This is a genomic window from Brachymonas moutaii (nom. illeg.), assembly GCF_049977365.1.
In the GTDB taxonomy this organism is placed as follows: Bacteria; Pseudomonadota; Gammaproteobacteria; order Burkholderiales; family Burkholderiaceae_C; genus Brachymonas.
This window is the reverse complement of sequence record NZ_JBNGEN010000003.1, coordinates 51,930-65,494: the sequence shown is the minus strand read 5'-3', so window position 1 is coordinate 65,494 and position 13,565 is coordinate 51,930. Positions and strand designations below refer to the sequence as shown.

8 protein-coding genes are annotated in these 13,565 nt (G+C 68.0%); 1 reads left to right on the top strand and 7 read right to left on the bottom strand.

Annotated features, from left to right (window positions below; translation table 11 throughout):
- Positions 1 to 112: 112 nt before the first annotated feature.
- The 7 genes from ACP2WS_RS05290 to ACP2WS_RS05260 form a co-directional block, all read right to left on the bottom strand.
- A complete protein-coding gene (locus ACP2WS_RS05290; RefSeq protein WP_426459833.1) occupies positions 113 to 745 on the bottom strand; it encodes a PgaD family protein in 633 nt (210 codons plus the stop codon).
- Positions 742 to 2,043 (bottom strand): poly-beta-1,6-N-acetyl-D-glucosamine synthase, encoded by a 1,302-nt coding sequence (gene pgaC / locus ACP2WS_RS05285; protein WP_426459832.1) that lies wholly within the window; start codon positions 2,041 to 2,043, stop codon positions 742 to 744. Before pgaC ends, ACP2WS_RS05290 begins: the two co-directional genes overlap by 4 nt.
- On the bottom strand, positions 2,040 to 4,106 hold the full coding sequence (gene pgaB, locus ACP2WS_RS05280) for a poly-beta-1,6-N-acetyl-D-glucosamine N-deacetylase PgaB (protein ID WP_426459831.1): 2,067 nt from the start codon (positions 4,104 to 4,106) through the stop codon (positions 2,040 to 2,042). Before pgaB ends, pgaC begins: the two co-directional genes overlap by 4 nt.
- A gap of 112 nt (positions 4,107 to 4,218) precedes the next feature.
- Complete coding sequence (locus ACP2WS_RS05275; RefSeq protein ID WP_426459830.1) at positions 4,219 to 6,843, bottom strand: tetratricopeptide repeat protein; 2,625 nt, start codon at positions 6,841 to 6,843, stop codon at positions 4,219 to 4,221.
- A 632-nt stretch (positions 6,844 to 7,475) separates the two neighbouring features.
- Positions 7,476 to 8,840, bottom strand: coding sequence for an ammonium transporter (locus ACP2WS_RS05270; RefSeq protein ID WP_374492105.1), 1,365 nt, complete (start codon positions 8,838 to 8,840; stop codon positions 7,476 to 7,478).
- 36 nt (positions 8,841 to 8,876) lie between these two features.
- Positions 8,877 to 9,215 carry a P-II family nitrogen regulator gene (locus ACP2WS_RS05265; RefSeq protein ID WP_426459829.1) on the bottom strand — a complete coding sequence of 113 codons (339 nt, stop codon included), beginning with the start codon at positions 9,213 to 9,215 and terminating at the stop codon, positions 8,877 to 8,879.
- 25 nt (positions 9,216 to 9,240) lie between these two features.
- Entirely contained in the window at positions 9,241 to 10,044 is an 804-nt protein-coding gene (locus ACP2WS_RS05260; RefSeq protein ID WP_426459828.1) for a TorF family putative porin, read from the bottom strand.
- 701 nt (positions 10,045 to 10,745) lie between these two features.
- On the opposite strand from ACP2WS_RS05260, the gene metH reads away from it, so the two are divergent.
- A complete protein-coding gene (gene metH, locus ACP2WS_RS05255) occupies positions 10,746 to 13,493 on the top strand; it encodes a methionine synthase (RefSeq protein ID WP_426459963.1) in 2,748 nt (915 codons plus the stop codon).
- The last annotated feature ends 72 nt before the right edge of the window (positions 13,494 to 13,565 follow it).

Genomic DNA, 13,565 nt, shown 5'->3' with positions numbered 1-13,565 from the left:
GCGGTGATGCGGAGGGTGCAGGCCCGTGCACGGCACTGCTTTCGGCACTGTGCCCGGGTTGTGCTGCGGCTCCACGGCTGCAGCAGTGCGGTGCGGCATGGCTGCGGTATGGCTAGCGCATGCAGGGAGGCTGCTGGATGTCGTCGGAGGTGGCGGGATCGGTGGTGAGGGGCGGCACGGCGGCCGGCGGTCTGGCGGAGGTGCTGGTAGCCACGAACTGCCCGAACGCGTCATGGTGGGCCATGACCACGCGCTCGGCCTGCCAGCGTTCCAGCTCGTCGGTCGAAATGCCCGCGTAGTGGGAGACTTCTTCGAGCGTGCTCGGCCCGCGGGGAGCCCCGAGGCGGTCGTCCTCGTTGCGCCTTTCCAGCCATTTCCACGCCACCGAGAGCATCAGCATGAGCGCGACGGTGAGCATCACCAGCAGGTAGAGGTCAAACAGGCCCAGCCCCGTGCCGCCGAGGGGTGCGCCAGATACCTGCGCCCACACATACCACACCACCAGCGCCCAGCACACCACCAGCACCACGGGTCGCAGGTAGTGGAACCAGACGAAGTAGCGCTCGGCACGACGGGGCCAGCGCCGGCGGTAGCGGTTCATGGATTCCTGGGAGATGTCGATGATGGGCATGTCGGCCTTGCGCGCGGCCAGGATGGCCTGCTCGTATTCGGGCGAAAGCACTTCCTCCTGGGGTGCCTGGTTGGGGCGGGGGGCGTGCAGCAGGGGGTCGGATTGTGTGCTCATGTCGTTTCTCCTGTTCCGATGCCCCGGTCGGGGCTGCGCCAGATGGCGCGTTGTGCACCGCTGCGCAGCAGGGCCTGCGGCACTGCGGTGATGATGCTCACCGTGTTGATGAGCCAATAGGCAATCGGATACCAGATGGTCCAGACCGCGTAGCGCAGCAGGTCGCGGTCGTAGTAGCGGTCGATCCACAGGCTCACGAGCATCTGCAGCACGCAGGTGGTGCCCAGCAGCGCGCCGTGCCAGTGCGGCAGCAGGGCCGTGCTCCAGCCGGGCAGCACGTCGGTGCCCACCACCCGGGCCACGACGGCCATGCACGTCAGGCACAGGAAGCAGTAGGACCAGAACACGCTCAGGAGGTATTCCATGCACAGCGGCCACATGCGCCACTGGCGCCAGTGCAGCAGCGCCGGGATGTGGCGCAGCACGGTCTGGATGCCCCCGAGCGCCCAGCGCAGCCGCTGCTTCCACAGCCCGTGCAGGGTTTCGGGCATGAGAATCCAGGCCAGTGCCCGGGGCTGGAAGCACACCCGCCAGCCGGCGAGCTGCAGGCGCCAGCTCACGTCGATGTCCTCGGTCATCATGCCGGGGTGCCACAGGCCGACTTCGAGCAGGGCCTTGCGCCGGAACATGGCAATGACGCCCGAGACGGTGAACAGCCGCCCCCAGAGCTGCTGGCAGCGCTTGATGAGGCCGATGGTGGCCGAGAACTCGCCCACCTGCATGCGGCCGAGCAGCGTGGTGCGGTTGCGGATGCGGGGGTTGCCGGTGACGGCGCCCACCCGGTGGTCCTCCAGCATGGTGTCCATGAGCCAGCCGATGGCGTCCGTGTCGAGCAGGGCGTCTCCGTCGATGCCCAGGATGTATTCGCCCCGGGCGAGCAGCGCGGCGGTGTTGAGCCCCACGGCCTTGCCCTGGTTGTGCGCGTTGTGGACGACGCGCAGGTGGGTGGGATGCAGGCTGGCGAGCTCGTCGAGCAGGGTGCCGGTGGCATCGGTGCTGCCGTCGTTGACGGCAATGATCTCGAACGCGGGATAACGGCTGCGCAGCAGCTGCCGCACCACCTCGCGGATGTGGGCGGCCTCGTTGTAGCAGGGAATGAGCACGCTCACCATGGGGGTGGAGGGCAGCAGCGTCACGGGGTTCTGGTGCCAGTGGCGCCGGCGCTCGAAGATGAGGGCGAATGCCAGCCCCCCGGCCATCCAGATGTAGGCCATGAGGAACGGATAGTAGAAGACGAAGGCCGACATCACATCTGCCAGCGTGGGCAGAGGCATCTGGATCCAGGAGAAGGCGTTCATGATGCGGCTCCCTGCAGACCGGTGAAGGGGGGCCGGCCAGCGGCGGCCGGTGCGGCGGCACGCGGCAGCGCCAGGCCCGTGGCCTCGGTGGCTACCGACAGCCCCGCACGCAGGGCCGCGAGCGAGGGCTGATTGGCCGGAAAGTCGTCGGGATACCACCCGATGTGCCGGATGCCGCTGCGGCGCAGCAGCGCGGTCTGCGCGACGAGCACGTCGTCGGGCACCGGCTGGCGCGTGCGCCAGTCGCGGGTCTGCAGCTCGAACAGCACCCGCTGGGCGGCATCGGGCTCGGCCAGGGCACGGTGCGCCAGCTCGGCCAGCCAGCGGTCGGGGTCGGTGGCGCCTTCCATGAAGGGCATGGCCATGACGGCGGTGTAGTCGTAGCTGCGCAGGGCCTCGCGGTAGTCCTGCGCCATCCAGTCGCGGGCGGCAGGTTCGAGCACGGTGCGGGCGTACAGGTTGCGGGCGGTGCGCAGCCGAGGCTGCCACTGCCGCAGGCGTGCCGCCAGCTCCAGGGTGAAGCGGGTGAGCGCCTCGGTCTTGCCGGCAGCCCAGCGCGCGGCCAGCGCCGGATCGCGCCGGATGGCCGGAATGTCGCGCGGCAAGCCCCAGGAGGCATAGGTGTCGAGCGCGGCAGGGCTGGCGTCCTCGTCGTCGGCCAGGGTGGCATCGTCATGGAAGAGCACGCCGGCAAACGCGGCATGGCTGCCCAGGTCGTCGTAGAGGTCGAGGATCAGGCGCCGCACGTCGGCATCGAAGGGCGAGAGCCGGGCATAGCGGTCCTGGTGGGCGGCGCCGCCCCTGTGCACGGCTTCGGCATGCACGCGGGCATCGGCCCGGACCACGCGCCCAGCCAGCGGATGCCCTGCCGGCAGGCGGAATGCCAGCACCGGCATCCAGGCGTACACGTCGACCTGTGCGCGCGTCCGGATCTGCCACGCGGCCCGGCTGAACAGGTCGGCCCGCATGGGCAGGTGCCGGTTGGGGAAGTACAGCGCGTCGGCCACGCCGTCCCCGTCGGCATCGGCATAGGCCTGCAGGAACACGGTGCGGGGGCCTGCGGCCTTGATGCGGTCGAGCAGGGCCGAGAGATTGCGCTCCTGCTGGGCCGGGTCGGGGTCGTACACGTAGTCCAGATCGACGTGCAGCACGCGCTGGGCGGGCCGGATACCGGCATCGGAGTCCGGCTGCCGCAGCAGGGCGGCGTAGTCGGCCATGGTGGTGGAGTAGGACGCGTAGGCGCGGCCGATGGCATCGAACGGGGCATCGACGCGGTTCGGTCCGTCGCGCAGCGTGGCCATGACAGGCAGGCCGACCCTGCGGGCCGCCTCCTGCGTATGCGCGTTGTAGCTGCCGTAGGGCCAGACCACCATGCGCGGCCGCTGCCCCACCTGCCGGGCAATGATCTGGCTGCTGGTGGCCAGGTCACGCTCCACCCGCTGCCGGTAGGCCGCCACGGTTTCGTAGCGGCGGGTGGCCGGATCCCAGGCGAGAGACACCCCGGCGGGCAGCTGGTTGCCCTGGGGGTTGGCCTGCTGGCCGTGGTGCAGGTCATGGCTGTGGCTGGCGATCTCGACCAGGCCGGACTGCACCATCTCGCGGGCCTCGGCCCAGCTCACAAAGTCGGCACGCGGGCGCAGGCGATCGCCGTAGGGCACCTGTCCGCCGGCGGGCGTCTCCATCCAGCGGGTGACGAGCGCCAGCACGGCCGGATAGCGGTACATGCGCAAGAGCGGGTACACCTTCTGGTAGAAGCTGGCGTAGCCGTCGTCAAAGGTGAGCAGCAGCGCCCGTGCGGGCAGCGGCGTGCGCCCCTCCCGCGCATCGAGGAGCTGCTGCACGCCCACCGGATGATGCCCGCTGTAGCGCAGCCACTCGAAGAATTCCGCCAGCGAGGCGCTGTTGACCGCCGCATCCTCGGGGTCGACGGCAAAGCTGGCCTTGACGTCGGCACGGATGTCGTGGAACACGATGGCGCGGAAGGTGCGGCCATCGCCCGGATCGTCGACCAGGGTCAGCGCGCGGGCGGGCAGCGCCGCCACCACCGGCAGGGCCCCGGCCATGCGCAGGAACCTGCGGCGTCCGGCCGACGGCTCAGGGACGGAGGCAGAAAATTCCGCAGAGAAGTCTGCAGGGCCGGGAGCAGGGACAGGATCAGGAATCGTGTGCATGATGTCACCTCAGCGCCCAGGTCAGTCCGGCAAAGAGGGCGCGCCTGCGCTCCTTCACCCCGTCGAAGGGGCGGTCGGCCCAGCTCACCCCGTAATAGAACCCGGTCACGGGCGACAGTGCCCAATCGTGCTGGTAGCGCACATCCAGGGTGCCCTGGCTGCCGTAGCCCCGCTGCCGGTAGGAGCCCACCCCCACCTCCAGGGTCTGCATCATGCGGCGGTCGCTGTCCTTCCAGGTCAGCACCTGCAGCCGCCCTCCCAGGCGGACATGTGTGTAGTGCTCAGGACTGAAGTAGGCCACGTCCTGCCGGCCGAAGCCGCCATCGGTCACGCTCAGGCGGGTGCCGAACTGCACCACGGGCCCGCTGTACCAGCGCTCCTCCCAGCCGGCCACCCACTCGTGGCCCCGGTTGCCGTCGCCGAGCCGCAGCTGGCTGTAGCTCCCCTCGACGCGCCGCGATTCGCTGGGCGCCCAGCGCACGCCAGCCTCGTAGCGCTTGCCGGTCACCCCGGCATCCCAGCCGCGCCAGGGCACATCCACCACGTTGGTGTCCGCTGCCGCATGGATCTGCCAGGCGTCGGTGAGGCGGTAGCTGCCGTCGAGCGCCACGCCGGTCGCGTTGCCATGACGGCCATGCAGCGACTGGTTGAGCTCGCCCTGCACGGCCCAGGGCCCCGACACCCACTGCGCCCCCAGCCCCACCCGTCCGTGCAGCGGGCGCTGGTCGTCATAGGTGCCGCTGGCCCACACATGGTGGGCAAACAGCCGCCAGTGATCGCGCAGCAGAGGCGAGTACAGCCGGGTGTCGACCAGCCGGTCGTCATTGGCGAGCGTGCCACCGTCGCGGCCGGCCGCCATGTCGATCTGCACATAGGCGGCAGCCCGCTGCGCGTATTCGCGCTCCATGCGCTGCACCCGCATGCTGTCCCCTTCCTGGGTGCGCAGCTGGGCGATCTGCTCCCGGGCCTCTCCCATGTCGCCCGATTCCATCAGCACATGGGCATAGCCGGCACGGCCCTCGCGGGATTCCGGGTGGTCGGTGAGCAGGGCCCGGTACAGGGCCCGCGCCCGCTCGGGACGCTGCCGCATGGCCTGGGCCTGCGCCGCCCCTGCGGCAAAGCCGACGTTGCCGGGAGCCGCCTCCACCAGCGCGGCATAGGCCTGCTCGGCCTGGGCCAGCCGGTCGCTGTAGAGCAAGGTGTTGGCCCTGAGCTGCTGCACCTCGTCATACTGTGCGTTGTGGGTGCCCGCCACGGGCGCCAGACGCTGCTGCCGGGGCGTGCGCGCTGCGATCCACGCCACCATGCGGTCCGCGTCGTCGAACCGCCCGGCGTCTACATAGGCATAGACCGTATCGGTGTACAGGTCTGAGGGCACTGCAATGGCACTGCCCCCCTCGCGCAGCGCCTCGTCGTAGAGCCCGGCCGCCACCCGTGCCTCCTGCCGGGCCGCATGGGCCCACGCCAGCGCGGCCTTGCCGTAATACGGCAGTGGCAGTCCTTCGGCCTGCGCCCGTGCAGCCAGCTGCTCGATGGCCTCCGGCTGCTCGCGCTCCCTGTCGGCCTGCATCCGGTCGGCCAGCGCAGATGCACGCAGAGCCTTCCAGGCGGGCGTGTCCCAGTCGGCTCCCGCTGCTGCACGCATGCCGGCATCCTGCCGGGCATAGTCGGCATCCAGGGCATTGAGCGCCTCGAAGCGGGCGGCCCCGGTGTGCTGATCCCGGCTCGCCACGGCCCAGCGCAGACGCGCAGCCAGACCGGCCAGTGTAATGCGCTGCCGGTCCAGCGGGCCGAGCGTGGTCAGCATGCGGCCCTGCGGGTCACGCGCATCGTCGCTCAGGGCCCCCGGAGCACGCAGTGCCAGAAGGGCCGCCACCCGTGCATGCTGGGCATAGGCGTTGTCGGGGTCGAGCGCCAGCTCCGCCTCGTACCACTGCACGGCCTGCAGCAGATCGCCCTGCGCCTCGGCCCGTGCCGCCCGCAGCTCCAGCACATCGAGCCGCTGCCGGAGCGGGCCATGGGCTGCGCGGGCCTGCAGGGCTTCGAGCGCCGGGCCGGCCTCGGTCTGCTGCCCGGCATCGATCATCCACTGCACACGCCGCATGGCCGGCTCCCACGCGCCCGGCGAGAGCGCCTCCATGCGGGCGATGACCCGGCCCTGCAGTTCCGTCTGCCGGACGGTGCGGCATGCCGCCAGCAGCGCAGGCAGGGCATAGTCCGCCCAGCCTTCGCCTGCCGTGCCGCCCTGGGACGCCGCCAGGGCCACGACCTGCCGGTCCAGCGCCACGCGGTGCCCTACCACCAGGGCATCGGCCACCACACGCACACGCTCCGGCCCGGCTGGCAGCTCCTGCGCCCAGCCCCGCAGCGTGGCAAAGACCTGATCGCCCCGCGCCCGGCCCGCGCGCCAGTCCGCCACCAGCGCGTCATGCGCCTGCGCGCTGTAGGGCGCTTGCCTGTCCGCATCGGACGCTGCGGGCTGCCGCTCCGGCGCCCTGGGTGCACCACCCTCCTGCGCCTGTGCCCAGGGGGCGGCACCGGCCAGCAGCGCAGCCATGGCTACCCCTTTCCATGACGCCTCCCGGGCCCGAGGGAACGGGGGCGCACGACGGCAGATCGAATGGCTCATGGCAGACCTCCCTGCGACGGACAAAGCATCGCCTGTAATCGTTGTTGTGCAGTGCGAGCAGATGGTTCGATTGTCTGAGAAACATTTATTTACATATGGTCATCTTGTAACAAACGCCACATCTCTCCCGTCGCACTCCGTCTTTATGCCCATCCCGCATGCACTTAGCAGGCCCAGCTCATGTGAAGGCACATCGCTCGCATCCGCCCTCGGGACGGTACCCATCGGCTCCACTCGCCCCTTTCTATGTACCATAGCCCGGTCATTCGTAACAAACTGTACCTCATCCATGACGGAAACAAGACAGTTCGCTCAGCAGGCGGCCCCGCAGCGCCCCATGACGTCCCGCCTCTCCCCTCGTCCACCTGCCGGGAGCCAGCAAGGGTAAGTACGGAGCGACGGGGACTGCGCGCGGCCTTACAGTGGCGCCACTCGCTCTGCATTCCGGTGCAGCCACGAGGGACGAGGAGACATACCCCCAGAACGCCAGACAGGCGTCCCCAGGCCGGCACGACAGTGCCGGCCTTTTTTGCGCCCGGACGTTGCCACGAAAAAAAGCCGCCACGGAACTCCGTGGCGGCTCGGGAGATGCGGCCCCGGGCACAGGGCCCGGAGCACATGCATCAGCTTGCTCAGCGGTTGTAGGCTGCTTCGCCGTGGCTGGTGATGTCCAGACCTTCGCGTTCTTCGTCTTCGGGCACACGCAGGCCGAACACCAGATCCACCAGACGGTAGGCGATGAAGGACACGATGCCGGACCACAGGATGGTGATGATCACGCCCTGGAACTGCACCCACATCTGGTGCGCCATGTTGTAGTCGGCCGCGCCGGTGCCACCCAGGCTGGGAGCCGTGAGCACGCCGGTCATCAGGGCGCCCAGGATACCGCCGACTCCGTGCACGCCGAAGGCGTCGAAGGCGTCATCGACATTGAGCAGGCGCTTGAGGCCAGTCACACCCCACAGGCAGACGGGGCCAGCGATCAGGCCGAGGACGATGGCGCCCATGGGGCCCACGGTACCGGCAGCCGGCGTGATGGCCACGAGGCCGGCCACGGCGCCAGAGGCAGCACCCAGCATGGAGGGCTTGTGCTTCTTGAGCGCTTCGGTGCCGATCCAGGACATGGCAGCCATGGCGGTCGCCAGCAGCGTGTTCACGAAGGCCAGAGCAGCGATGCCGTTGGCTTCGAGAGCGGAGCCGGCGTTGAAGCCGAACCAGCCCACCCACAGCAGAGAGGCACCCACCATGGTCAGCGTCAGGCTGTGGGGCATGAACGCTTCCTTGCCGAAGCCGGTGCGCTTGCCGATGACGTAGGCACCCACCAGACCGGCGATACCGGCATTGATGTGCACCACGGTGCCGCCTGCGAAGTCGAGTGCGCCCGCCTTGAACAGGTAGCCGTTGCCGCTCCACACCATGTGGGCGATCGGCGCATAGCTGAAGGTGAACCACAGGGCGGAGAACGCCAGCACAGCCACAAAGCGCGCACGCTCGGCGAAGGCACCCACGATCAGCGCAGCGCTGATGGCAGCGAACGAGCACTGGAAGGCCACAAAGGCCAGCTCGGGGAGCTTGGCATCCGGGCTGAAGGTGTCGGCCAGAGAGGTCGGCGTGACGCCTGCCAGGAAGGCCTTGCCCAGGTCACCGATGAAGTAGCCGCCGCCGTTGAACGCCAGGCTGTAGCCGTACAGGGCCCACAGCACGCTCACCAGCGAGAACACCACGAACACCTGGATCAGCACGGACAGCATGTTCTTGGCACGGGCCAGACCGCCGTAGAACAGGGCCAGACCGGGAATGCTCATCATGATGACGAGCACGGTGGACACCAGCAGCCAGGCGGTATCGCCCTTGTTGACGGTGGCCTTGACGGCAGAAGCCGCAGCCGAGGCAGCCGGAGCGGCTGCGGAAGCGGCGTCCTGCGCCCAGGTGCTGCCGCTGGCCAGAGCCAGCCCGGCACCGGCCAGGGCCAGGAAGGGAAGGAACGATTTCTTCATGATGAAATTCCTCGATGCATTGCAGCCTTGCGGCCCTTACAGCGCCACGCTGCCGGTCTCGCCGGTGCGGATGCGGATGACCTGCTCCAGCGGAGACACGAAAATCTTGCCGTCGCCGATCTTGCCGGTGCGGGCGGCATTCTCGACAGCCTCGACAACCTGGTCGACCAGGGTGTCTTCGACGGCAGCCTCGACCCTGACCTTGGGCAGGAAGTCGACGACGTATTCGGCGCCGCGGTACAGCTCGGTGTGGCCTTTCTGGCGACCGAAGCCCTTGACCTCGGTCACGGTGATGCCCTGCACGCCCACATCCGACAGTGCCTGGCGGACTTCGTCGAGCTTGAAGGGTTTGATGATGGCGGTCACGAGTTTCATGGTGTATGGATCCTTGTTCAGATGATCAGAAGGTGTACTTGACGCCCAGGATGGCCTTACCCTTGTTGACGTAGCCATAGCTGCTGGACTTGTCGGCGCCCACGAAGGCAGCGGTCAGAGTGGTCTTGGGCATGAAGTCCCAGGCCACGCCCACGCTGTAGTCGGTGTAGCTGGGCAGACCGGCGGCGCGCACGTCGCTGGTCATGAAGGTATGGCCCACGGAGGCGTTGAGCGTGAGGCCGTCACGCAGGGGATGCGCCCAGGCCAGGTTCAGGTAGCCGGTGTTGCGGCCGTTCTCAAGACCGAAGTACTTGCTCGACACGGTGTGCGAGTACTTGAGCGTGAGTTCCTTGTAGGTGGCACTTGCGTACAGCTCGGTGGTGCTCAGGGCATTGGCACCGGGGTACTGGTAGCGCAGCACGCCGACGTCCCAGCCCAGGGGGCCGGTGGCGAACTTGTAGCCGCCGTAGAAGTCCATTTCCACGTTGGCATTCTTGCCGGAGGTGCTGGTGGGATCGGGCAGCTTGATGGTGGAGTTCCAGTTGCCGAGATACAGCCCATTGGAGAACGCGTAGTCCACGCCGCCCTGCAGGGCCGGACGGGAATAATGCTCGCTGCCCGTGAAGTACTGGTCCTGACCACGGTACTTGTACAGGCTCACCAGACCGATGTTGAAGGACAGCGGGGAGCTGGCCTCTGCCGCAGGCGCCGGGGTGGCGGCGGCAGAAGCGGGAGCTGCGGCAGCAGGAGCGGCTGCATCTTCAGCCCAGACGGCGCCGCAGGAAGCGGCAGCAGCCAGTGCGGCGAGGGAGAGGAGCGATTTCTTCATGGACGTTGCTTCCATTGCAGTTGATGATGCGGACGGTGTAGCAGGAACCATGCCAACACATTTTGGCACCAGGTGCACCAGGGACGTGCATCCGGCATGGTGCACTCCATCCGCCAGTCAGCCGGTGCCAGGTGCAACTTGGGGCGCCTGCCGGAGCCACGGGCTGGCCGGCCTGTCCGCCCCGGCCAGCACGCACCGCCCCTGTCCTTCATTCTTGCGCATGCACTCCGCGCAAAAGATGCAGATACGCATCCTGCTTTTGTGCCTGCGCCAAAGGAGGTTGCAGCGCAGCATGGAGCTTTCCGGCAGCTTACGGCACGCCTCTGGTTCCCCTGTACCGGCCTGTTGCTCGGTACGGTGCCTCACGGGGCATGAGCGCACCAATACAGTGCGAAATGTATCCTGTGTTTGCACCCGGGCGTCCATGGCATCCGCGCACGGGGCCTCTGGAGCCGCCTTGGCGCATGCCTCGCGCACGGCCGGACGCCGCTCCGGAAGCGCCCAGGGTGGCCGAGGCCATCGCGGGATAGGTATCATCCACAGTCATTGCCGCCCCTGCTCCGGGGGCCGAGCCCCTTCCGGTGCCCGCCTTGCGCGGCGCATGCGGAGATGATCATTTCCGAGGTCGCATCTTGTCTTCCATTTCCACTGCGGGCGAGGCCCCTATTTCCGACACACCCGATACCGCCACGCCCCCGGCCATGTGCCTGTCGGGGCTCGAACCCCTGGTGATCGGCAAGGGCCATCTTTTCGTCAACATCGGCGAACGCACCAACGTCACGGGGTCCAAGGCGTTTGCCCGGCTGATTCTCAACGGCCAGTACGAGGAGGCCCTGGCGGTGGCCCGCCAGCAGGTGGAAAACGGCGCCCAGATCATCGACATCAACATGGATGAGGCCATGCTCGACAGCAAGGCCGCGATGGTGCGCTTTCTCAACCTGATCGCCAGCGAACCCGAGATCGCCCGCGTGCCCATCATGGTGGACAGCTCCAAGTGGGAGGTCATCGAGGCCGGTCTGCGCTGCATCCAGGGCAAGGCCATCGTCAACTCCATCAGCCTCAAGGAAGGCGAGCAGAAGTTCCGCCACGAGGCCCTGCTGTGCAAGCGCTATGGCGCGGCCGTGGTGGTCATGGCCTTCGACGAACAGGGCCAGGCCGACACCTACGAGCGCAAGACCGCCATCTGCGAGCGGGCCTACCGGCTGCTGGTCGACGAGATCGGCTTTCCGCCCGAAGACATCATCTTCGACCCCAACGTCTTCGCCATTGCCACCGGCATCGACGAGCACAACAACTACGCGGTCGACTTCATCGAGGCCACGCGCTGGATCAAGGCCCACCTGCCGGGCGCCAAGGTGTCGGGCGGGGTTTCAAACGTGTCCTTCAGCTTCCGCGGCAACGAGCCGGTGCGCGAGGCCATTCATACCGTGTTCCTCTACCACGCCATCCAGGCGGGCATGGACATGGGCATCGTCAACGCCGGCATGATCGGGGTGTACGACGAGCTCGATCCCGATCTGCGCACCCGCGTCGAGGACGTGGTGCTCAACCGCCGCCCCGATGCCGCCGAGCGCCTGCTCGAAATCGCCGAGTCCGCCAAGGGCGCCGCCCGCGACGACAGCCGCAAGCTCGAATGGCGCAACGCCCCCGTCAACGAGCGCCTGAGCCATGCCCTGGTGCACGGCATCACCGACTTCATCGTCGAGGACACCGAGGAAGCCTACCAGGAGGTGCTGCGCAAGGGCGGCCGCCCGCTGCATGTCATCGAAGGCCCGCTCATGGACGGCATGAACGTGGTGGGCGACCTGTTCGGCCAGGGCAAGATGTTCCTGCCGCAGGTGGTCAAGTCCGCCCGCGTCATGAAGCAGGCCGTGGCGCATCTGGTGCCCTACATCGAAGAGGAAAAGCGCCAGCAGGAAGCCGCCGGCATGGACGTGAAGTCGCGCGGCCGCATCATCATGGCCACCGTCAAGGGCGACGTGCACGACATCGGCAAGAACATCGTCACCGTCGTGCTCCAGTGCAACAACTTCGAGGTCGTGAACATGGGCGTCATGGTGCCCTGCCACGAGATCCTGGCCCGCGCCAAGGCCGAAGGGGCGGACATCATCGGCCTGTCCGGGCTCATCACCCCGAGCCTGGAGGAAATGCAGTACGTCGCCTCCGAGATGCAGAAGGACGACCACTTCCGCCTGCGCCACATTCCGCTGCTCATCGGGGGCGCCACCACGAGCCGGGTGCACACGGCCGTCAAGATCGCCCCGCACTACGAAGGCCCGGTGGTCTACGTGCCCGATGCCTCGCGCAGCGTGGGCGTGGCCCAGAACCTGCTCGGCGACGCCCACGATGGCTTCGTCGAGAACCTGCACACCGACTACGAACGCATCCGCCAGCAGCACGCCGGCAAGAAGCAGCAGGTGCTGTGGCCGCTGGCCAAGGCCCGTGCCAACGCCACGCCGATCGACTGGACGGCCTATGTGCCGCCTCGCCCGCACTTCATCGGGCGACGCGAATTCCGCCACGTCGATCTGGCCACGCTGCGGCCCTACATCGACTGGGGACCGTTCTTCCAGACCTGGGATCTGGCCGGCAGCTTCCCGGCCATCCTGCAGGACGAGGTGGTGGGCGAGGAGGCCCGCAAGGTCTATGCCGACGGCCTCGCCATGCTCGACCAGATCATCGAGCACCGCTGGCTGACCGCCAACGGCGTGATGGGGCTGTGGCCCGCCAACACGGTGCACCACGACGACATCGCTCTCTATGCCGATGAGTCCCGCTCCACCCCGCTGCTCGTGTGGCACGGCGTGCGCCAGCAGACCGAAAAACAGGTGATCGGCGGCGTGCAGCGTCCGAGCCGCTGCCTGGCGGACTTCGTTGCCCCGCGCGACCGCCTGCCGGTACCGGCTCCCACCGACTTCCCCGCGGACGGAGAACCGGGCCGCGACTATCTGGGCGCCTTTGCGGTCACGGCCGGCATCGGTGCCGAAGTGCGGGAAGCCGTCTATGCCGCCACGCACGACGACTATTCCAGCATCCTGTTCAAGTCCCTGGCGGACCGGCTGGCCGAAGCCTTTGCCGAATACCTGCACCAGCGCGTCCGTACCGACCTGTGGGGCTACGCACGCGACGAAGCCCTCGACAACGCCGCCCTGATCGCCGAGTCCTACCGCGGCATCCGACCTGCACCGGGCTACCCGGCCTGCCCGGATCACCGGGTCAAGAAGCCGCTGTTCGAGCTGCTGCAGGCCGAAAGCATCGGCATGGGCCTCACGGAAAGCTACGCCATGACGCCTGCAGCCAGCGTCAGCGGCTTCTATTTCAGCCACCCCGAAAGCACCTACTTCAGCGTGGGCAAGATCGGCATGGACCAGGTCCGCGATCTGGCCGAGCGCAGCGGTGCGCCCCTCCCCGAGGTCGAACGCGCCCTCGCGCACCAGCTCGACCTGTAAAGATAAGATGCAGCCGAGGTACGTCACTCTGCACAACAACCATCTTCTCTACTGCTGCAGACACTGCAATCT